Raw genomic sequence first — 20,750 nt, 5'->3', positions numbered from 1 at the left:
CCGCAACGGCCAAGGCGGTGGTGTCCGCATCCGACACTAACCGTCAGAGGCCCGCGATTAATCCCTCGACGACGGCCAACACGCGTCCCCGCAGGTCGGCACCGTCGGCGGCGATGGCTTGTTGCTCGCGGACGTACTCCGCCTTCCCCGTCGGCGTCTCGATCCGGATCGGTTCGTAGCCGAGGTCGGCGAGGTCGTACGGGCTGGCGCGCATGTCGATCTCGCGGGCTCGGTGGGCCAGTTCGAAGGCATCGGCGACCAGGTCGGACTCCAGCAGCGGGCTGAGCTTGGCGCCGACGCGGTACAGGTCCATCGTCGCGTGCAGGCATCCGGGCTGCTCGTGGTCGAGCTGCGCCTGCCTGGTCAACGCAGCGGCGTTGCGGGCGCGCGCTGGGTCGGTGAAGAAGCGGAAGGCGTCGAAGTGGCTGCACACGAGTTGGTTCGCCTCGACCACCGCGTCGGTGCCCGCCGGGCCGAGGCGCAGCGGAATCCGGTGGCGCGGGGCGCCGGAGCGGTAGACCATGGCCCACTCGTGCAGGCCGAAACAGCCGAGGCGGGGCGCCCGGGCGGCGGTGGCCACCAACAGGGCCCGAGTCGTCCGCAGCGTGCGTTCGCGCCGCTGCAGGTACTCGCGGCCGACGGTGACACCGCCGGCGACCGGCCGGTAGCCGCGGGCCCCGGCGTAGGGGTGGTCCCCGGCATCGGGAGCGGCCAGGACGGTGCCGTATCCCGGGTGCCAGCGCCGCAACTGGGCCGGTCGGTACGGGTAGTAGGTGAACAGGAAGTCGACGACGGGGTGCTTGCCGCCGGTGTGTCGGGCGTCGAGATAGTCGCCGATGAGCGCGTCGATCCTGTCGCGGTGCCGGTCGGCGCGCGCCGTCCACTGCGCGGGCGACAGGGTGGCCGTCGTGCCGGTGTCGGGGGTCGCCACCGGGTGCCCCGCCTTCGCCGCTGCCGCCTTCGCCGCTGCCGCCTTCGCCGCTGCCGCCATCGTCGCCGTCGCCGTCGCCTCAGACCCGGTGGGTGGCGTCCCGGACGGTGCCGAGAAGATCTTCGACGAGGTCGGCGAGGGCCACCAGCCCGATCGTCGCGCCCTCGTCGTCGACGACGGCGGCCAAGTGTGAACTGGTGCGGCGCAGTTCGGCCATCGCGTCGTCGAGCAGTGTCGCGGCGGTCAGTACCGGGAGGGGGCGGATCTCGTCGGCGCCGATGATCGTTCCCGGGCCGCGGTTGTCGTCGACGATCGCCCCCAGGACGTCTTTGAGGTGCAGGTATCCGGCGGGGGTGCCGTCCTCGGCGCGGACCGGGAAGCGTGAGTACCCGGTCTCGACGACGGCTTCTTCGACAGTGCGCAGCGTGGGTCCGCTCTGGCCGTGTTCGACGTCGACGAATCGGACCCGGGCGAGCGGGATCATCACATCGGCGACGGTGTGCCCGACGCTGGCCAGTGCCCGGGTGAGGCGCTGGTGCTCCTCGTCGTCGAGGAGTCCCTCGTCGCGCGAATCGCTGATCATCACCGCGAGTTCGCCCTGTGACACCGTCGAGTCTAGTTCGTCGCGCGGCGTGACGCGCATGGCGCGCAGCGAGATGTTGGCGATCCAGTTGTAGACGGCGATGATCGGCCGGGTCAGCCGCACGAAGAACAGGTGGATCGGCACCAGCAACATGGCCGCGCGCTCCGGGCCGGCCAGTGCGATGTTCTTCGGGACCATTTCGCCGAGCAGGATGTGCAGGATCACCACGAGGGTCAGCGACACGGTGAAGCTGATCGGGTGCAGCAGGCCGTGCGGGACCGAGGCCCACTCCAACGGCTTCTCCAGCAGGTGCGCGATGGCCGGTTCGCCGACGCGGCCGAGCAGGATCGAGCAGATGGTGATGCCCAACTGCGCCCCGGCCAGCATGATCGACAGGCGTTCGGAGGCGCGGATCACCGTCCGGGCCCGGGCTTGCCCGTCCTCGGCGAGGGCCTCCAGACGGTCGCGCCGCGCCGAGATCAACGAGAACTCGGCGGCCACGAAGAAGGCGTTGGCCGCGAGTAGCGCGACGGTCAGTGCGACGCCGACCCAGTCACTCATGAGTCCACTCCGGTGGTCGTTGCGGTGTCGTCGTCGGGCAGCGGTTGCAGCGACACCGTGTCGATGCGGCGCCCGTCCATGGCGGTCACGCGGGCCCGCCAGCGCTGTTCGGCGGGACCGTGCCCGTTACCGTCGGATTCCTCGTCGTCGTCGTGGCGGTCGTCGCGGCCGCGGGCCAGCGACTCCAGCACCACTTCGTCGCCGACGGCGGCAATCCGCTCCAGGCGGTACATGACCAGGCCGCCGAGGGTGTCGTAGGCGCCCTCCGGGGCCCGCAGGCCGGTGGCGTCCTCCAACTCGTCGAGCCGCAGCAACCCGGAGCAGAGGAAGCCGGCGCCGTCGGTGGTGACCTCGTCGCTCTCGTCGTCGTGTTCGTCGGTGACCGCGCCGACGATCTCCTCGATCACGTCTTCGGTGGTGACGATGCCGGCGGTTCCGCCGTATTCGTCGATGACCACGCACACCTCGAGGCCGGCACCCGCGAGCTGTTCGACGACGGCGTCGCCGTCGAGACTGGCCGGGACCGTGGCCACCGGCCAGACGAGGGTGTCGAGGCGGGTGGTGCGCAGCTCGTCGTGGGGCACCGAGAACGCCTGCTTGATGTGGACGACGCCGACCAGGTTGTCCAGGTCGCCCTCGTGGCAGACCGGGAACCGGCTGTGGCCGGTGTCGGCGGCGACGCGGACCAGGTCGTCGACGGTGTCGGCGGGGCCGAGGGTGGTCACCCGCACGCGCGGGGTCATCAGGTCTTCTGCGGTCAACTCGCCGAAGCGCAGCGACCGGTCGACGAGTTCGGCGGTGTCGGCGTCGATGGACCCGTGAAGCGCGGAGTTGCGGACCAGGGAGGCGAGTTCCTGGGGCGAGCGGGCCGAGGCGAGCTCTTCGGCGGGTTCGACGCCGAGCCGGCGCACCAGCCAGTTGGCCGTGCCGTTGAGCCCGTTGATCGCCCATTTGAACACCGCCGAGAACGCGATCATGGGTGCGGCGGTGAGCCGGGCGGTGGCCAGCGGCAGCGCGATCGCCAGGTTCTTGGGGATGAGTTCGCCCAACACCATCGACAAAGAGGTCGCCAGGACGAGCGCCAGGACCGCGGTGAGTCCGGCGTGCAGGCCGGTCGGGACGCGCAGCGCCGACAGCGCCGGGTTGATGAACTGGGCGAGCACCGGCTCGGCGAGATAGCCGGTGATCAGGGTGGTGATGGTGATACCGAGCTGGGCGCCGGACAGTTGGAACGACAGTGTGCGGTGGGCGCGGTCGACCTGTCGGGAGCGCCGGTCGCCGCGGGTCGCGACGTCGTCGGTGACCGTCGAGCGCTCCAGGGCGGTGAGCGAGAACTCGGCGGCGACGAAGACCGCCGTGCCGAGGGTCAGTGCGATGAACCCGACCACGGCGCCGACGGTCATGGCTATGTCAGTCCAGTCCATCGGTCACCACCCGCCCGGGAGGGGGCGACCCTCGGCGAAGCCGGCCGCCGATTGGACGCCCAGCACCACCTTGTCGTGGAGCTCGGCGAGGGAGCGCGCGCCGGTGTAGGTGGCCGTGGAGCGGACGCCGGAGCAGATCTGGTCGATCAAGTCCTCCACGCTGGGCCGCTGCGGGTCGACGCGGATCCGCGAGCTGGAGATGCCCTCCTCGAAGAGCGACTTCCGGGCGCGGTCGTAGGCGTTGTCGTCGGCCGACCTGGCGGCGACGGCCCGCTTGGACGCCATCCCGAAACTCTCCTTGTAGGGGCCGTTCTCGTCGACGAGCAACTCGCCCGGGGCCTCGTAGGTGCCGGCGAACCACGAACCGATCATGACATTGGACGCGCCCGCCGCGATGGCCAATGCGACATCCCGCGGATGGCGAACACCGCCGTCGGCCCAGGCGTGCGCGCCGAGTTCCCGTGCCGCGGCGGCACATTCGACGACCGCGGAGAACTGTGGTCGGCCGACGCCGGTCACCATCCGCGTCGTGCACATGGCCCCTGGGCCGACGCCGACCTTCACGATCGAGGCGCCGGCCTCGACGAGGTCGCGGGTCGCGGCGGCCGAGACGACGTTGCCGGCGACCAGCGGCAGACCCAGATCGGCGCCGGCCACCGCGCGCAGTGCGCTGATCATCTTCGCCTGGTGCCCGTGGGCGGTGTCGATCACGAGGACGTCCGCCCCCGCGGCGGCCAACTTCTCGGCACGGCCCACCACGTCGCCGTTGATTCCGACCGCAGCCGCCACCCGAAGGCGCCCCTGCTCGTCGACGGCGGGGGAGTAGATGCCCGATCGCAGCGCTCCGACCCGGGTGAGCACCCCGACCAGGGTGCCGCCGGGCTTGGTGAGCACCGCCAGATCCGCGTGCTCGCCGACGAGGGTGTCGAACACGGCACGGCGGGCGGTGCCGGCGTCGAGGCGGACGAAGTCGGTGTCGAGGACCGCCCGCACCCGGCTGAACCGGTCCACTCCGGCGAAGGACGCCTCGGTCACCAGGCCCAACGGGACGAAACCCTCGTCGACGACGACCGCGGCGCCGTGTGCGCGCTTGGTGAGCAGAGCCTGGGCCTCGGCGACCGAGTTCTCCGGGGAGAGCAGGACCGGGGTGTCGGCGACCAGGTCGCGCGACTTCACATAGGCGATCTGCTCGGCGGCCGCGGGGATCGGCAGATCCTGCGGTAGGACGACCAGGCCGCCGCGGCGCGCAACGGTTTCGGCCATCCGGCGCCCGGCGACGGCCGTCATGTTCGCCACGACCACCGGGATCGTCGTTCCCGAGCCGTCGACGGTGGCCATGTCGACGTCGAACCGCGACTCGACGTCGGATCGGTTCGGGATGATGAAGACGTCGTCGTAGGTCAGGTCGTAGTCGGGGCGGGTCCCGGCGTAGAAGCGCATCGGCGGCTCGGTGTGGGTGCTTTCGTCAGTTCAGGCGGTGACTTCGGTGTGGTCGCCGCTCCACAGGGTGTGGAAGCTGCCCGGCTCGTCGATCCGCCGGTAGGTGTGGGCGCCGAAGTAGTCGCGCAGACCCTGGGTGAGGGCGGCCGGCAGACGCGGCGCGCGCAGGCCGTCGTAGTAGGCCAGCGACGAACCGAAGGCCGGCACCGGGATACCCATCTGGGCGGCGGTCGCCACAACACGGCGCCACGAGTCGATTCCCGACTCGACGGCGTCGCGGAAGTAGGGGGCAAGCAACAACGATGGCAAGTCGCTCCCGGCGTCGTACGCCTCGCGGATCCGGTCGAGGAATTGGGCTCGGATGATGCAGCCGCCGCGCCAAATCGTGGCCAGAGCGCCCGGATCGACGTTCCAACCATATTCGCGGCTGCCGGCGGCGATCTGGTCGAAGCCCTGGGCGTAGGCGACCACCTTCGACGCATAGAGCGCGGCCTTGATGTCGTCGATGAAGGCGCGCGGATCGGCCGGCGCGGGCGCGAGGGTGCCGGCTGCCAGTCCCTCGGCGGCGTCGCGCTGGGCGCGCGAACTCGACAGCGCGCGGGCGAAGACCGCCTCGGCGATGCCGGTGACCGGGATGCCCAGGTCCAAGGCCGACTTGACCGTCCAGCGGCCGGTGCCCTTCTGACCGGCCTCGTCGACGATCACGTCGACCAGCGGCTTGCCGGTCTTGGCGTCGACCTGGGCGAGGACCTCGGCGGTGATCTCGATCAGGTAGCTGGCGAGTTCGGTGTTGTTCCACTCGGCGAAGACCGCTGCCATGTCTGCCGCCGACATGCCCAACGCCTGTCGCATGAGGTCGTAGGCCTCGCCGATGAGCTGCATGTCGGCGTATTCGATGCCGTTGTGGACCATCTTGACGAAGTGGCCGCTGCCGTCGGGGCCGATGTGGGTGCAGCACGGCTCACCGTCGACCTGCGCGGCAACCTTCTCCAGCATGGGGCCGACGGCGGCATAGGACTCGGCGGGGCCGCCGGGCATGATGGCCGGGCCGAGGAGGGCGCCCTCTTCGCCGCCGGAGATGCCAGCGCCGATGAACAGCAGGCCCCGCTCGGCGAGGCTGGCCTCGCGGCGGATCGTGTCGGTGTACAGGGCGTTGCCGCCGTCGATGATGATGTCGCCGGGCTCGAAGACGGCGGCGAGTTCCTCGATGACGGCGTCGGTCGCATCGCCGGCCTGGACCATGATGAGTGCGCGGCGCGGTCGTTCCAGCGCTGCGGCGAACTCGGCCATCGTCTCGGTGCGCACGAAGTCGCCGTCACCGCCGTGGTCGGCGATCAGGGCGTCGGTCTTGGCGATCGACCGGTTGTGCACCGCCACCGTGTATCCATTGCGGGCGAAGTTGCGGGCGATGTTGGACCCCATCACGGCGAGTCCGGTCACCCCGATTTGGGCATTGGCGGAAGGTGCAGTCATGGCTGTCAGCTTAACCACCGATGAGTCGGGACAACTCGACCAGCCACGGTATGGCCACGGCGAGGGTCGGCACGATCAGGAGCGCGGCGGCGGCGGCGTAGGCGGTGACCGCGACCCGTGCGGAGTTGGGGGCGGCCAGCCGCGTGATCCGGGCCAGGGTGGTGGAACCGCCGGCGGCGAGCGCCCCGACCGGTGCGCTGGAGTCGGAGACGGCGACGAGGGCGCGTGCCAGCGTCGTCGGGCTGGTCGACCGTACCGCCTGGTCGTCGGCGAGCGCTTCGGCGAGGAGTTCGACCGAGCCGAGTGCTGATTTGCTGCGGACGAAGTGGGGGAATGCGGTCTGCAGGGCGATGAACGCCTCGATCACCAGATCGTGGCGGGCGCGCAGGTGGGCGCGTTCGTGCGCGAGGACGGCACGCAGCTCATCGTCGGAGAGACAGGCGACGGCGCCGTCGGTGACGACGACGCGGCGCTGGCGCCCCGGAAGGCAATAGGCGAGAGGTTTGTCGACGGCCAGACGCCGGATGTAGCGGGCGCGCAACGGGTGCCCGTCGCCCACGACCGGGTCGTCGATGGTGGCGATCAAATCGACGAGGTCGCGGTGCGCGGCTCGTCGGGCGCGGGTGCGGACCCCGACGCGGATCGTCGTGACGGTCAGTCGGATGCCGACCAGCACGGTCGCGGCGAAGGCGCCGACCGACAGCAGCCACAGCGGCCAGCCCAGGCGCTCAATCTCGGCGGAGATACTCGTGGTGGGCGTGCCGTCGGGACCGGGGCGCAGCAGGTTCGCCGCGATGGCCAAGCCGGCGCTGAATGCAGACAGGATGGCGGCGATGGCGATCGCCTGCCACAGCGTCATCGCCGCGCGAGGGGCGCGCATCGGCCACTGCGCACGTGACAGCCACTCCGGGACGGGCCCGATGAGTAGCAGGCACAGCAGGCCGAACGCGACCGCGGTCACGTCGGTTCGTCGGATTTCGTCGAGATGCCGCGGCTGCGCTCGAGGTCGTCGAGGGCGGCGCGCAGCGCGGCGGCTTCGTCAGCGCCCACCTGTCCGACGAAGGAGACCAGGGCGGCCTCCCGCGAGCCGGGGGCGTCGGCGGAATCGAGGACGTCGACCATCAGACTCGCGACGAGGTCCTCGCGGTGGTGGGCCGCCTGGTACTTGTGGGCGCGGTCGTCGCGGATCTGGGACACCAGTCCCTTCTTTGCCAGGCGCTGGAGCACGGTCATCACCGTCGTGTAGGCGAGGTTGCGCGACTGATTCAGCGCCTCATGTACCTGCCGGACGGTTTGCGGGGTGCTCGAAGCCCAGAGCGCGTCCATGACCGCTCGTTCGAGATCTCCCAACCCGTTCACCTTTTTCATTCTACCGATGCGGGCGCGGTCGGATCGGATTGGTGTGGTGCGTGCGTCCATTGTGGCGGTCACTGCTGCTCCTGGGGGTAATCGATCGACTCTTACGGCGGGAGTTGACAACTAGGTAAGGCTAGCCTACATTACTAATTACGCGGATTGAGCGAGTGTCCTGAGGGCTGCAGAGACCCCCAATCCACGTCGCACGGCAGGCCCCACGTCGTAGGAGAACGTGGGGCCTGCCGCTGTTTTCGGGTCAGGTGCCGGGGGATAGCCTGGGGTTATGACCGAGAACACACCAGCACCCGACAGTCCGTCCGGCCTCGACGCCCACCTGGGAATGCGCTTCATCGAGGCCACCGGCGACGGCGTCGTCACCGAGATCGACATCACCGAGAAGCACCATCAGCCGTTCGGCATCGTCCACGGCGGCGTGTACTGCGCGATGGCGGAGAGCGTCGCGAGCATCTCCGGATTCCTCTGGCTGGAGCAGACCGGCATCGGCGGGACCGCCGTCGGTGTGAACAACAGCACAGATTTCCTCAAGTCGGTCTCCACCGGCACGATCGTCGCGCGCTCGGTTCCGATCCACCGCGGCAAGCGCCAGCAGCTGTGGCAGGTCGACATGAGCCTTCCCGACGGGACGCTGCTCGCCCAGGGCCGCGTTCGCCTCCAGAACATCTGAGGCCCTCAGTCCGAGCGCTGCGCCAAGTCGAGGTCTGCGCTAACTCGAGGTCTGGGCTAAGTCGAGGTCTGGTGACAGATAGCGACACCAAACCTCGAGTTAGTCGTCGCGAGTTATCCCTCGACACGCAGTTGTGCACAGGCGTGACACGCGGGCCTATCCATCGCCTCGACGGCTGCGCAGCATGGGGGCATGGCTGATCGATTTCACCTCGACGAGATCCTGTACGCACAGGACGGTGTGATCAGCCGGCGCCAGGCATTGGACTGCGGGCTCACCGTCGGCCAGGTCCGCACGCGGCTGCGTCGTGGTGAGTGGGTTTCTGTAGTCCGGGGTGTATCTGACGCACACCGGTCGGCCTTGGCCGCCGCGGGGTTGGGGGATCCCGGCAGCGGTCCGATCCACATCGCCGTCGACTGTCGGGCGCACATCCCGAACCTCGAGCGCGTGGTTCGGAATTCGATGCGATCGCGGTCCTCGCCGACGTGGTCCGCGAGCGACTGACCACGCCGCAACGGCTGCTCGCCGATCTGGACTCGCGCGATCGGTATCGGCGGCGTGCGTTGATCCGCGGCGTCCTGGCCGATGTGGCCGGCGGCGCGTGCTCGGTCCTCGAACACGCCTACCTGAGCGGCGTCGAACGCCCGCACCGTCTGCCACGACCCCGACGGCAGACGCCGACCGGTGTGGGTCGCCGCGGCCTGCGCGACATCGAGTACGAGGAGTGGGGGCTGATCATCGAACTCGACGGGCGATTCGGTCACGACGAAGCACGCTCCCGCGACGCCGATCTGGAGCGAGACCTCGACGCAGCCGTGTTCGCCGGAAAGGAATCGCTGCGCCTCGGCTGGGGCCAGGTCGTCGGCCGCCCCTGCCTCACCGCCGCGAAAGTCGCCGCCAAGCTGCGCCGACTCGGTTGGTCGGGACAGCTTGCCCGGTGTCCGAAGTGCCCTAAGTCGAGGTCTGGTGACACAGGGCGACACCAGACCTCGAGTTAGTGGCTCAGGCGCCCTGTTTGCGTTGCGCGCGGGCGAGCTTTTCCTGGATCTCCTCGGCTTCACGTCGTTCCAAGGCCGACAGTGCGCCCATCGCGGTGCGGGCGTAAACCTGCTGCTCGGTGACGGCGAGTTGGGTGCGGCCGCGCGTGGTGAAGGCGAAGAACCAGTTGATAAAGGTGTTCAGGCGGTTGCGGAAACCCACCAGGTAGACCAGGTGCAGCGCCAACCAGCCCAACCAGGCGAAGTAGCCCTCGGTCTCGAACTTCTTCTTGGTGAACGGAAGGGGCACCTGCATCACCGCGGCATACCGCGAGATGGTGGCCATCGAACCCTTGTCGAAGTACGAGAACGGTTTGCGCTGGTCGGGGGTCTGGCCCTTCAGGCCGGCCTTGATCGCGTCGGCGGCGTAGCGCCCGCCCTGGATCGCGCCCTGCGCGACGCCGGGCACCCCGTCGACGGCCATCATGTCGCCGACGACGAAGACGTTGGGGTTGTCCGGCACCGTGAGGTCCGGCCCGACCTTCACCCGGCCGGCACGGTCGAGCTCCACCCCGGTCTGCTCGGTGAGGATCGAGCCCAGCGCGCTGGCCTGCACTCCGGCCGACCACACCTTGCACTGGGCCTCGATCCGGCGGACCGTCCCGTCGGGGTCCTTCACCTCGAGGCCGTCGTAATCGAGGTTGGTCACCATGGCGTCGAGCTGGATCTCCACGCCCATCTTCTCCAGCCGCTTCTGCGCCTTGGCGCTCAGCTTCGGGCCGAAGGGCGCGAGCACCGCCGACGCCGCGTCGAGCAGGATGACCCGTGCCTTTGTCGGATCGATGTGGCGGAACGAGCCCTTGAGCGTCCGGTCGGCCATCTCCGCGATCTGCCCGGCCATCTCCACACCGGTGGGGCCGGCGCCGATGACGACGAAGGTGAGCAGCTTTTCCCGCTCGGCCGGGTCGTCGGACAGCTCGGCCTGCTCGAAGGCACCCAGGATGCGGCCGCGCAGCTCGAGGGCGTGGTCGATGGTCTTCATGCCGGGTGCGTACTCGGCGAAGTGATCGTTGCCGAAGTACGACTGGTCGGCGCCCGCGGCGATGATCAGGCTGTCATAGGGCGTCACCGTCACGCGGGTCAGCAGGCGCGAGGTCACGGTCTGGGCGTTGACGTCGATTTCGAAGACGTCGCCGAGCAGGACGCGGGTGTTCTTCTGGTCGCGCAGGATGATGCGCGTCGCGGGGGCGATCTCGCCCTCGGACACGATTCCCGTCGCGACCTGGTACAGCATCGGCTGGAACAGGTGGTGGGTGGTCCGGGCGATCAGCGTGATGTCGACATCGGCGCGCTTGAGGCGCTGCGCGGCGAACAGGCCGCCGAATCCGGAGCCGATGATGACGACGTGGTGCCGAGCGGGGCTGGTTGGGGTATCACTCGTGGTCACACGCCAACCTTATCGCCTCAGGCGCCGTGGAGTGCGTCGGGCAGGCGGTGACGTCCGCGACGCTTTTCTGATTCCGCGACGTGGTCGAGGTGGGCGCGCCACTGGTGGCGCAGGATCTCGAACTCCTCGTCGACCGAACCGCCGCGCGCGGAGGCGGGGCGCATCCCGATCTTCTCCAACACCCGGCGGGAGGCGATGTTCTCTTCCGCCGCACCGGCGAAGACGCGTTCGGCCGGTTGGGCGGTGAAGGCCGCCGCCACCATTGCGCGGGCGGCCTCGGTGGCCAACCCGCGCCCCCACATGCCGCGGGGGAGGCGATACGAAAGTTCCAGTTCGCGCCGCCGGCCACCGTGGCGGGGCCGCCGCAGCGCCACCCACCCGGCGAACTCCGCGGTGGGCTTGTGGATGAGCGTCCAGATCCCGGTGCCGTGCGCGGCGAACTCGGCCCTGGCACGGGGAATCGTCCAGTCGACGATCTGTGCCCGCGAGGTGGGCTCCCCGTCGCTCACGAAACGCATGACCAGGGGATCGGCGTCGAGCGCGACGAACAGCTCGGCGTCGTCGGGTAGCACCGGGCGCAACCACAGCCTCGGGGTATCGACGATCACGCCGCCGATTCTACCGGTGCCGCAGCCCTATTCGGGGTTGCCACTCCGGCGGCGAAATGCCGCCGGCGGACCTTGGTGTTCCTCGAGGATGGCGCGGACCGTGTCGGGGATCGGCGTCGGCTTGCCGTCGCGGTCCATGGTGACGACGGTCGTCTCGGCGATCGCGCACACCGTGCCTTTCGGGTCGACCAGTTCGTAGCCGAACTCGAACGAGGCGCGTCCGATCGCGCTGATCGAGCAGATGATCCGCACCGGTTCGACGGTGTAGTGCAGGATCGCCCGGTATTCGATCTCCTGGCGCGCGACGAGGAGGTGGATGCCCTTGCGGCCGTCACCGAACCACCGGTTGAACGCCTCCACGCGGGACTGCTCGAAGAGCCGCGCGATCTGGACGTTGTTGATGTGGGCCAGGGCATCCATGTCGCCCCAGCGCAGGTGGACCTCGAAGACGTCGGGAGAATCGCTCACCCGGGCCAGAGTAGCGAGGGCCGATTCGGGCGGTGTGCCAGCCCGCCAACGTCGGACCCGGCGATAGGATCGCCGAGATGCTCACAGTTCACCGTGCCGAGCGCGCAGACACCTTGGCCGAGGTGCTCGCCGCGACGATGGCCGTCCCGCTGGACGACCCGATGGCCGCCGAGGTCGTCGCCGTCGCCGCCAACGGGGTGCAGCGGTGGCTGGCGCAGCGACTCGCGCAGACCCTGGGCGCGGGGCCGGCCGGCGACGGGATCGCGGCGAACATCGAATTCGTGGCTGCGGCACAGCTTCTCGCCCGCGTTGTGGACCCCTACGCCGACGACTACGGCGTGGCAGCGTCACCGTGGGAGCCCGAGGCGCTGGTGTGGTCGGTGCTCGCCGGGCTCGACGAGATGGTCGGCGACCCGGCGTTGGCGATGCTCGCGCGGCATATCGACGCCGGCGACGACGGATGGCGGGGGCGCCGACTGGCGACCGCGACGACGATCGCGCGGCTGTTCTGGTCGTACGGCTGGCAGCGGCCGCGAATGATTGCGGCGTGGGCGCGCGGGGAGGACACCGACGGCGCCGTCGTCAGCGGCGAAGCGGGCGTGCTCGACCTGTCGCACACGTGGCAGCCGAAGCTGTGGCGGCAGGTGCGCGGGCACATCGGGACACCGCACGTCGCCGAGGTTCTCGACGACTTGGTGGCGTCGGTGCGGGCCGACCCGACGCGGATGGACCTGCCCGAGCGGGTTTCGCTGTTCGGCCCGACGCGAATCCCACAGATGCTGCGCGAACTCATGGACGCCCTGGCGAGTCACCGGGACGTCGCGCTGTACCTGCCGCATCCGAGTCCGGCGCTGTGGCGGGAGATAGCGGCGAAGCCGGTCGCGCCCGGCCCGGAACCGCGGGCGCTGCGCGTGCCCCCGCCGATCGTGAACCCGGCACTGGCCAGCCTCTCGCGCGATGTCCAGGAGCTGCAGGAATCGCTCGGCGCGACCATCGGCCGCGACGACTACCACCCGGGCAGCGCCCCCGCGACGACCCTGCTCGGCGCACTGCAATCCGCGCTCCGCGAGGACACCGCCGACCTCGTCGCCGGGTTGTCGGCGGACTCTTCGCTGGAATTCCACTCGTGCCACGGGCGCGAGCGCCAGGTGGAGGTGGTGCGGGAACGGTTGCTGCACCTCTTCGACGAGGACGAGACGCTCGAGCCGCGGGATGTGCTGATCATGTGCCCCGACATCGAGGAGTTTGCCCCCCTCATCACCGGGGCGTTCGGCCGGAGCGGTGCCGAGCGCACCGACTCCGACCACCCGGCCACCGCGCTGCGGGTGCGCCTGGCCGACCGGGGCCTGCTGGCGACCAACGACGTGCTCGGCGTCGTGGCGCGGGTGATCGCCCTGGGCGTCGGGCGCGTGACGGTCAGCGACCTGCTCGACCTCGCCGCCGCGGATCCGGTCCGCCGTCGTTTCGGTTTCACCGACGACGATCTGGACAACCTCGGCTCGTGGGCCCAACGGGCCAACATCCGATGGGGGATCGACGCACAGCAGCGCGCGAGGTACGGGTTGGCCGGCTTCCCGCAGGGCACGGCCGAGGCGGGACTCTCGCGGCTGCTGCTGTCGGTCGCTGCCGATGAGGCGGCCGGCCGGTGGCTGGGCACGGCACTCCCGCTGGGCGGTATCGATTCCAGTGACACCGCGGTCGTCGGGCGGTTCGCCGAGCTCACCGAACGTTTGGGCTCGCTGCTCGCACGATTCGACGCCGAGCGGCCCGCCACCGCGTGGGCCGACGTGCTCACCGACGTCGTCGACCAGCTCACCCTCTGCGACCGCGACTCGGAATGGCAACGCGCGCAGGCTGTTCGGCTGATCCGCGATTCGCTGTCCGACGGTCTGTCGCTCGGGCCGTCGGATGTGCGCGACCTCGTCGACGACCTCGTCGGAGCGGCACCGACCCGCGCCAATTTCTGCACCGGGGAGTTGACGGTCTGCTCGATGGTGCCGATGCGGTCGGTGCCGCACCGCGCGATCATCCTGCTCGGCATGGATGCCGAGGCGTTCCCGCGCACCCAGTCGGTCGACGGTGACGACATCCTCGCCGTCGAGCCCCTCGTCGGGGAACGGTCGCGCCGCGACGAGGACCGGCAGGCCTTCCTCGACGCGATCACCGCCGCCGGCGAGCATCTGATCGTCTGCTACACCGGCGCCGACCCGATCAACGGATCGGCGGTACCGCCGTCGGTCGTCGTCAGCGAACTCCTCGACATGGTCGGCACCATCGCGGGTGCCGAGGTTGCCTCGCAGGTCGTGCGGTCCCATCCGTTGCACGCCTTCGACGGCCAGAACTTCCGTGCGCCCCAACCGTTTTCATTCGACCGGTCGTTGCTCGCCGGGGCGCGCACATTGGACCGGATGACCACGGGCGGTCGGGTCGGGCGCCGGTGGCCGGTGATCGGCGAGGAGTCGTACCCGCCACCACCAACCGGTGACGTCGACCTCACCGATCTGATCGCCTTCATCGTGAACCCGGCCGACGGGTTCCTGCGGCAGCGCCTCGGGGTGATGGTGCCGCGGTTCGACGAGGCGCCGTCGGACCAGCTGTCGGTCGACCTCGACAGTCTGGAGAAGTGGGCGGTGGGTGATCGGCTGCTGGCGGCGTTGCTCGCCGGGGCGGAACCGGCGGATGCCCGAGCAGCCGAGTTGCGCCGCGGGACCTTGCCGCCGTTCGAGCTCGGGCAACGGGTGCTGGCCCCGATTGCTGCGAAGGCCGAAGCACTGGCCGACCGGGCGGCGGTGGAACGCCGCGGGTCGGCGCGCACCATCGACATCCGCGTCGAACTGCCCGGCGGGCGCCGGCTCTACGGGACGGTTGGCGACGTCTACGACGACGGGCCGGTCGCGGTCACCTACTCGGGGCTGCGCGGCAAGCAACGCCTGGCGGCGTGGATCTCGCTGTTGGCGTTGACCGCCGGGTCGGCGGAGAAGGTGGCGGGTGCCTGCGTGATCGGCGGGTACGGCAAGGGCACCGGGATCCGCCGCTACACACCGGTCGACGATGCGGCCGACGTGTTGGCCGCCCTCGTCGCGCTGCGCGACACCGGCCTGGCGCAGCCGTTCTCGCTGGATCTGGCCGCCGCCGAGTCGGCCGCGGAATCCTATGACCGGTCCGGCAACCCGGCGGAGGCGATCGACCGCGCCCGCGGGCGCTATACCTACGACAAGTACAACCACAACGAGTCCGCCTCGCTGCTGCTCACCGGTGACCCGGCGACTGCGCTGACCTTCGACCGGTGGGCCCGCCGGATTCCCGACGACCTGGGCATCGACACCCCGTGGGTCGCCGGCAGCGGGCTCCCGGGGTTCTTGCAGGCCTCACTGTTGTTGTTCGCCCCGCTGCGCCAACAGGAGGTGACGCGGTGAACCCGACGCCGTTCGACCTGTCCGATCCGCTGCCGTCAGGGACCCTGGTGCTCGAGGCCAGTGCGGGCACCGGCAAGACGTACGCAATCGCGGCGCTGGCGGTGCGGTTCATCGCCGAGGGCACCCCGGTCTCCCGGTTGCTGATGGCCACGTTCTCCAATGCCGCGTCGACCGAACTGCGCGACCGGACCCGCGCCCGGCTGCGTGACTGCGTCGATGCCCTTGCCGACCCCGCCTCGGCCGCGGACAGCCCGGAGCCGCTGATCGCACTGCTCGCCGACGGGGATCCGGGCGAGGTGCGGATGCGCCGGACGCGCCTGATGGCGGCCCTCTCGGATTTCGACGCGGCGACGATGGCGACCACCCACACGTTCTGCAACCGGATGTTGACGGTGCTCGGCTTCCTCGGCGAGCGCGACCAGCACCACACGCTGGTGGAGGACGTCGACGACATCGCCCGCGAAACCGGTCGCGACCTGTACCTGCAGAAGTTTGCCGGGGCCCCCGACGACGATTACGCCTTCGCCACCGGCGAGGAGATCGCTCGCGACGTCGTCCGCGACCCCGCGACTGTTCTCGCCCCGGGCGTGCACGACGCGCTGTCGGACGCCGGCACCACCTGGGTGCGGTTCGCCGGGGCGGTCCGCGACCGGGTGGGTGTGCGCAAGCGCTGGTCGCGGTTGCGGACCTACGACGACTTGCAGGGCCGGCTGCACGAGCTGATCGTCGACGACGAGTGGGGGCCGGCGGCGTGTCAGCGGATCCGCGACCGCTTCGAGGTGGTCCTCGTCGACGAGTTCCAGGACACCGATCCGCAGCAGTGGGAGATCCTGCGCCGCTGTTTCCACGGGCATCGCCCGATGGTGCTGGTGGGCGACCCGAAGCAGTCCATCTACGCCTTCCGGGGTGCGGAGGTGCTCAGCTACCTGGCTGCGGCCCAGGAGGCGCAGGAGCAGCGCAACCTCGTCGACAATTGGCGTTCGGACGGTCCGCTGGTCGATGCGCTCGGCGCCGTGCTGGTCGATGCCGAGCTCGGCGACCCGCGGATTGCGGTCCGACCGGTCACCGCCCGGCACAAGACGTCCCGGATCTTCGGCGCGCCGCCGCTGCGGCTGCGGTTCTTCAACCGCCGCGACTTCACCGTGCACAGCGCGGACGGCACGACCCCTAAGGTCCACGGGGTGCGCGAGCGGGTCATCGCCGACGTGGCCGCCGATATCGCCACCACGTTGGCGTCTGGGGCGACCATCCTCGTCGACGACGGCGACGGGCCGGTGCGGCGGCGGATCGAGCCCGGCGACATCGCGGTGTTGCTGCGCGCCAACGCCACCATCGAGCCGCTGCAGCGGGCGCTCGAGGCCTTCGGCGTGGCCACCGTCGTCGCCGGTGGACAGAGCGTCTTCGGCACCGAGGCCGCGCGGTTCTGGTGGTATGTGCTGTCGGCGATGGACAAGCCGTCGGATGCGCGTCGGGTGCGGTCGGCGGCGTTGACGCCGTTGCTGGGCGTCGAGCCGCTCGCGCTCGAGGCCGGCGGCGATGCCGGCGTGGGGGATCTGGCCGCCGCACTCGCCGGGTGGGCGCGGGTCTTCGAGAAGAGCGGGCCGACGGCGATGACCACCCGGCTCATGGCCGACCGCGGAACCGCCGAGCGCGTCCTCGCTCTGTCCGGCGGGGAGCGGCTGCTCACCGATCTGCTGCAGGTGGCCTCGCTGCTGGGTGAGCACGTGGCCGAAACCGGTTGCGGTATCAGCGGATTGGCGTTGTGGCTCGGCGAGTGCGTCGCCGACACCAAGGCGGCGTCGCGCCGCTCCAACCAGACGCGGAGGTTGCACCGCGATACCGCCGCGGTGCAGTTGATGACGGTGCACGCGAGCAAGGGACTGGAGTTCCCGATCGTCTACGTGCCGTTCGGGTGGGACGGTGCGCGCAAGTTCGACCCCAAGACGTTCACGTTCCACGACGACGCCGGGGTGCGCTACATCGACGTCGGCGGCGAGCGGGCGGCCGGCCATCGCGACCGAAAGATGCGGTCGGACGCCGAGTCGGCCGGCGAGGACCTGCGGCTGCTCTACGTCGCGCTGACCCGGGCCCGGTCGCAGGTCGTCGCATGGTGGGCGCCGAGCACGACCACCGCCACGGGTGCGATGCACCGGGTGTTGTTCACCGCGCTGGAGCGGTCCGCGGCGATGCGTTCGGGCCGTCGGTACCCGATCCCGGATCAGGTCGCGCTGCTCGACGACGCGCGAGAGGAGATGGAGCTGCGCGAGGTCGCCTCCTTCCACGAGGGGATCAGTGTCGAAGCCGCGGGCGACCATCGGCCGCCGCCGCGCTGGCAGCCCGCGGAGCCGGCGGAGGCCGACGGGGAGATGGCCGTGGCGGTCTTCGATCGCGAGGTCGACGCCGATTTCCGGCGCACGTCGTATTCGGCGATCGTGCGGGCCGCCCATGAGGCCGCCCACGCGGCCCGGACCGGCGCCGACGTCGGAGCCGAGACCGCGGGCGAGGGCGGTACGTCGACGGTCGGGAGCGAGCCCGACGATGCCGTCGTGCGGGTGGGCGAGTTGCTCGATGAGCCGCGCGACGCCGCCGACACCGGATCCGTGGGCGCCGCGACCACGACTGCCGATGGGTCCGGCGAGATGACGGGCATGCCGTCGTTGATGAACGGCCTGCCGTTCGGCGCACGGTTCGGCACCTTGGTGCACGAGGTGCTCGAGCATGTGGACACCCGGGCGGCCGACCGGCTCGCACATATCCGCCAACTGTGTGTCGACGGCGCGCGGCGGACCGCGTTCGACGTCGACATCGACGTGTTGGCCACCGCGCTCGACGGGGTGCTGACGACGCCGATCGGATTCGGTGATCTGTGGGATGTGAAGCCGTCGGATCGGTTGAGCGAGATGGACTTCGAACTGCCGCTCGCTGACGTCGACGGTGGTTTCAACCTGGCGTCGGTGGCGGAGCTGATGCGCCGCCACCTGCCCGACCACGATCCACTGCGGCCCTATGCCGACGAGGTGGCGGCAGTGTCCGACGAGCGGTTCCACGGATTCCTGACCGGCAGTATTGACTCGGTGTTGCGGGTTCGGGAGGCAGGCATGTCGCGGTTCGTCGTCGTCGACTACAAGACGAACCGAATCCAGCCCGGCGACCTCGTCGCCGAGGTCTTCTCCGCCGAGGCGATGGCACAGGAGATGATGACCGCCCACTATCCCCTGCAGGCCTTGCTGTATTCGGTGGCGCTGCACCGGTACCTGCGTTGGCGGCTGCCCGACTATTCGCCGGAGCGGAATCTCGGGCCGGTCCAGTACCACTTCGTGCGCGGCATGGTCGGGCCCGAAACCCCGTCGGGCTGTGGCGTTTTCACCTGGGACGTGCCGACCGCGCTCGTCGTCGAGCTGTCGGATCTGCTGGCGGGGGTGCGGCCGTGAGTGAGAGTCCGGGGACCCGGGCGTCCGAGGGTGATTCGATGTCGGCCGATATCGCGGTCGGCGCCACGGGCATCCTGCGCGCATTCAACGAGGCGGGCGTCATCGGCTCCGCCGACATCCAGGTGGCGCAGCGGCTCTCGGCGTTGTCCGACGAGACTGCTGCCGACGAGGTGCTGCTGGCAGCGGCGCTGGCGGTGCGGGCGGTGCGAACCGGGTCGATCTGTGTGGCGCTTGCGCGGGCGGCCGAGCTCGACCCCGACCCCGATCACCCGTTGCCGTGGCCGAGCGCCGATGCGATGGTCGAGGCACTGCGGGCGAGCACACTGGTCGTCGGCGGGCGGTTCGGTCCGCTGCGGCCCTTGGCGCTCGTCGACTCTGACGACGGTCCGCTGGTCTACCTGCGCAAATACTTCGAACAGGAGCAGGTCATCCGCGGCATCCTCGACGCACGCGCGTCGAGTCGACCGCCCGTCGACGTGGCACGTGCGCAGGCGGCGATCGACGAGGTCTTCACCGCGGCCGGCGACGACGATCCGGGTCCCGAATATGACCGGCAGCGGGCGGCGGCCGCCTTGGCGGTGACGTCGTGGACCACGGTGTTGGTCGGGGGACCGGGCACCGGCAAGACGCACACCGTGGCACGGATTCTGGGGGTTCTGGAGCGGGTACTCGGCGGCGACGTCCGCATCGGGATGTGCGCGCCGACCGGGCGGGCGGCGGCACAGTTGCAGGCGTCGATCAACGACTACGACGGGCTGGCGGCCACGCCGGTCGCGCACACCGTGCACGCACTGTTGGGGATCTGGCGCGACGGCACCGTCCGGCACGGGCCGAACAACCGGTTGCCCTACGACGTCGTGGTCGTCGACGAGACGTCCATGCTGTCGGTGACCGCGATGAGCCTCCTGCTGGCCGCCGTGCGCGACGACACCCGACTCATCCTCGTCGGCGACCCACACCAGCTGGTCTCGGTGGAGGCGGGCGCCGTGCTCACCGACCTGACCGATCGGTCGCTGCGGTCGACATCGCCGTTACCGGTGGGCTTCGCCGAGTTGGCCGGGTTGCCCGAGGCGGACTTCTCCGACGAGGAGACCGTGCAGCTCGGCGACGGGGTCATTACCCTGCGGTGGGGCTACCGCTTCGGCACGGTGATCGGCGACGTGGCCGAGGCGGTGAACCGCGGCGATGCCGACGAGGTGATGAGGCTCATCGACGCCGACGGTGGGGAGCACATCGAACTCGTCGATCCCGAGGACCTCGACGATGTCCACACCGACACCGTCGCGTGGCTCTCGGCCCTGCGGACCGCCGGCGAAGCGGGCGATGCACCGGCAGCGGTGAAGGCCTTGGGGCAGTACCGGGTGCTGTGCGCGCACCGCGACGGTCGGTACGGGGTCGGCTGGTGGTCGCGCACCATCGATAGGTGGCGCGAGTCCGGTCGTCGCACGGGTCCGTGGCCGGTGGGCGAGCCGCTGCTGGTGACCACCACCGACAAACGGGCCGGCATCTACAACGGTGACACCGGCGTCGTGGTCCGCGCCGATGGGGGAGTGCGCGTCGCCTTCGACAAGTACGGCGACATCGTGACGCTGCACCCGTCTCAGCTGGCCGACGCGATCCCGGCCGCCGCGATGACGATCCACCGCAGCCAGGGCAGCCAGTTCGACGTGGTGACCGTGGTCCTACCGCCCGCGGAGTCGGCGTTGCTGACCCGCGAACTGCTGTACACCGCCATCACCCGCGCCCGGAAGCGTGTCCGGATCGTGGGTACGGCCGACTGGTTGCGTGCCGCCGTCGACCGTCGCGTCGCCCGGGCCAGCGGTCTCCGCGGCGAGGTGAGCGAATGGACGTCGCCGGGATGAGAAGTGGCGAACTCAATGGCGGCATTCGATCCGTCGACGATTGGCCGTACGTCGGTGACATCCCCTATTGCCCGTGAGAGCTCGTCGT

At 70.2% G+C, this 20,750-nt stretch carries 16 protein-coding genes; 6 read left to right on the top strand and 10 right to left on the bottom strand.

The annotated features are described in order from the left end of the window. Positions 1-43: 43 nt before the first annotated feature. Genes nbrcactino_RS10435 through nbrcactino_RS10405 form a run of 7 tightly spaced genes read right to left on the bottom strand, consistent with a single transcriptional unit; the run spans position 44 to position 7,780 of the window. A complete protein-coding gene (locus nbrcactino_RS10435; RefSeq protein WP_228460772.1) occupies positions 44-991 on the bottom strand; it encodes a 3-methyladenine DNA glycosylase in 948 nt (315 codons plus the stop codon). Between the two features lie 19 nt (positions 992-1,010). Beyond that, positions 1,011-2,075, bottom strand: coding sequence for a hemolysin family protein (locus nbrcactino_RS10430; RefSeq protein ID WP_161927291.1), 1,065 nt, complete (start codon positions 2,073-2,075; stop codon positions 1,011-1,013). Further along, complete coding sequence (locus nbrcactino_RS10425; RefSeq protein ID WP_161927290.1) at positions 2,072-3,499, bottom strand: hemolysin family protein; 1,428 nt, start codon at positions 3,497-3,499, stop codon at positions 2,072-2,074. The genes nbrcactino_RS10430 and nbrcactino_RS10425 overlap by 4 nt, the downstream gene beginning before the upstream one ends. 3 nt (positions 3,500-3,502) lie before the next feature. Beyond that, the gene (gene guaB1, locus nbrcactino_RS10420; protein WP_161927289.1) at positions 3,503-4,939 is read right to left on the bottom strand and encodes a GMP reductase; all 1,437 of its coding nucleotides are present in this window, start codon (positions 4,937-4,939) and stop codon (positions 3,503-3,505) included. 30 nt (positions 4,940-4,969) lie between these two features. Beyond that, the gene (gene gnd / locus nbrcactino_RS10415; RefSeq protein WP_161927288.1) at positions 4,970-6,412 is read right to left on the bottom strand and encodes an NADP-dependent phosphogluconate dehydrogenase; all 1,443 of its coding nucleotides are present in this window, start codon (positions 6,410-6,412) and stop codon (positions 4,970-4,972) included. A 10-nt stretch (positions 6,413-6,422) separates the two neighbouring features. Then, on the bottom strand, positions 6,423-7,373 hold the full coding sequence (locus nbrcactino_RS10410) for a M56 family metallopeptidase (protein ID WP_161927287.1): 951 nt from the start codon (positions 7,371-7,373) through the stop codon (positions 6,423-6,425). Further along, positions 7,370-7,780 (bottom strand): BlaI/MecI/CopY family transcriptional regulator, encoded by a 411-nt coding sequence (locus tag nbrcactino_RS10405; protein WP_161927286.1) that lies wholly within the window; start codon positions 7,778-7,780, stop codon positions 7,370-7,372. Before nbrcactino_RS10405 ends, nbrcactino_RS10410 begins: the two co-directional genes overlap by 4 nt. 271 nt (positions 7,781-8,051) lie before the next feature. Between nbrcactino_RS10405 and nbrcactino_RS10400 the strand changes: the two genes are divergently transcribed. The 3 genes from nbrcactino_RS10400 (at position 8,052) to nbrcactino_RS18420 (ending at position 9,451) form a co-directional block, all read left to right on the top strand. Continuing rightward, on the top strand, positions 8,052-8,453 hold the full coding sequence (locus tag nbrcactino_RS10400; RefSeq protein ID WP_161927285.1) for a PaaI family thioesterase: 402 nt from the start codon (positions 8,052-8,054) through the stop codon (positions 8,451-8,453). 192 nt (positions 8,454-8,645) lie between these two features. After that, the gene (locus nbrcactino_RS18425; RefSeq protein ID WP_308470343.1) at positions 8,646-8,957 is read left to right on the top strand and encodes a hypothetical protein; all 312 of its coding nucleotides are present in this window, start codon (positions 8,646-8,648) and stop codon (positions 8,955-8,957) included. Continuing rightward, a complete protein-coding gene (locus nbrcactino_RS18420; protein ID WP_308470342.1) occupies positions 8,939-9,451 on the top strand; it encodes a hypothetical protein in 513 nt (170 codons plus the stop codon). Before nbrcactino_RS18425 ends, nbrcactino_RS18420 begins: the two co-directional genes overlap by 19 nt. A 4-nt stretch (positions 9,452-9,455) precedes the next feature. Here nbrcactino_RS18420 and nbrcactino_RS10390 read toward each other — a convergent pair whose 3' ends face one another. From nbrcactino_RS10390 to nbrcactino_RS10380, 3 genes are read right to left on the bottom strand one after another with little or no spacing between them, the layout of a single operon-like run. Beyond that, positions 9,456-10,877: an NAD(P)/FAD-dependent oxidoreductase gene (locus tag nbrcactino_RS10390; protein WP_161927284.1), complete on the bottom strand. Its 1,422-nt coding sequence runs from the start codon at positions 10,875-10,877 to the stop codon at positions 9,456-9,458. 17 nt (positions 10,878-10,894) lie between these two features. Then, positions 10,895-11,485 (bottom strand): GNAT family N-acetyltransferase, encoded by a 591-nt coding sequence (locus tag nbrcactino_RS10385; RefSeq protein ID WP_161927283.1) that lies wholly within the window; start codon positions 11,483-11,485, stop codon positions 10,895-10,897. A 27-nt stretch (positions 11,486-11,512) separates the two neighbouring features. Further along, on the bottom strand, positions 11,513-11,953 hold the full coding sequence (locus tag nbrcactino_RS10380) for an acyl-CoA thioesterase (protein WP_161927282.1): 441 nt from the start codon (positions 11,951-11,953) through the stop codon (positions 11,513-11,515). A 77-nt stretch (positions 11,954-12,030) separates the two neighbouring features. Between nbrcactino_RS10380 and recC the strand changes: the two genes are divergently transcribed. Genes recC through recD form a run of 3 tightly spaced genes read left to right on the top strand, consistent with a single transcriptional unit; the run spans position 12,031 to position 20,662 of the window. Continuing rightward, a complete protein-coding gene (recC, locus tag nbrcactino_RS10375; protein WP_161927281.1) occupies positions 12,031-15,369 on the top strand; it encodes an exodeoxyribonuclease V subunit gamma in 3,339 nt (1,112 codons plus the stop codon). Then, complete coding sequence (locus nbrcactino_RS10370; protein WP_161927280.1) at positions 15,366-18,800, top strand: UvrD-helicase domain-containing protein; 3,435 nt, start codon at positions 15,366-15,368, stop codon at positions 18,798-18,800. The genes recC and nbrcactino_RS10370 overlap by 4 nt, the downstream gene beginning before the upstream one ends. Positions 18,801-18,838: 38 nt before the next feature. Then, on the top strand, positions 18,839-20,662 hold the full coding sequence (recD, locus tag nbrcactino_RS10365) for an exodeoxyribonuclease V subunit alpha (protein WP_161927279.1): 1,824 nt from the start codon (positions 18,839-18,841) through the stop codon (positions 20,660-20,662). Positions 20,663-20,750: the final 88 nt, after the last annotated feature.

The organism is Gordonia crocea (genome assembly GCF_009932435.1).
In the GTDB taxonomy this organism is placed as follows: Bacteria; Actinomycetota; Actinomycetes; order Mycobacteriales; family Mycobacteriaceae; genus Gordonia; species Gordonia crocea.
This window is presented reverse-complemented; position numbering and strand designations above follow the sequence as displayed.

Bases quoted from the DNA above. Each gene is read 5' to 3' on its own strand.
- nbrcactino_RS10435 (WP_228460772.1), bottom strand. From the start codon at position 991: ATGGCGGCAGCGGCGAAGGCGGCAGCGGCGAAGGCGGCAGCGGCGAAG.
- nbrcactino_RS10430 (WP_161927291.1), bottom strand. From the start codon at position 2,075: ATGAGTGACTGGGTCGGCGTCGCACTGACCGTCGCGCTACTCGCGGCC.
- nbrcactino_RS10425 (WP_161927290.1), bottom strand. From the start codon at position 3,499: ATGGACTGGACTGACATAGCCATGACCGTCGGCGCCGTGGTCGGGTTC.
- guaB1 (WP_161927289.1), bottom strand. From the start codon at position 4,939: ATGCGCTTCTACGCCGGGACCCGCCCCGACTACGACCTGACCTACGAC.
- gnd (WP_161927288.1), bottom strand. From the start codon at position 6,412: ATGACTGCACCTTCCGCCAATGCCCAAATCGGGGTGACCGGACTCGCC.
- nbrcactino_RS10405 (WP_161927286.1), bottom strand. From the start codon at position 7,780: ATGAAAAAGGTGAACGGGTTGGGAGATCTCGAACGAGCGGTCATGGAC.
- nbrcactino_RS10400 (WP_161927285.1), top strand. From the start codon at position 8,052: ATGACCGAGAACACACCAGCACCCGACAGTCCGTCCGGCCTCGACGCC.
- nbrcactino_RS18425 (WP_308470343.1), top strand. From the start codon at position 8,646: ATGGCTGATCGATTTCACCTCGACGAGATCCTGTACGCACAGGACGGT.
- recC (WP_161927281.1), top strand. From the start codon at position 12,031: ATGCTCACAGTTCACCGTGCCGAGCGCGCAGACACCTTGGCCGAGGTG.
- recD (WP_161927279.1), top strand. From the start codon at position 18,839: ATGTCGGCCGATATCGCGGTCGGCGCCACGGGCATCCTGCGCGCATTC.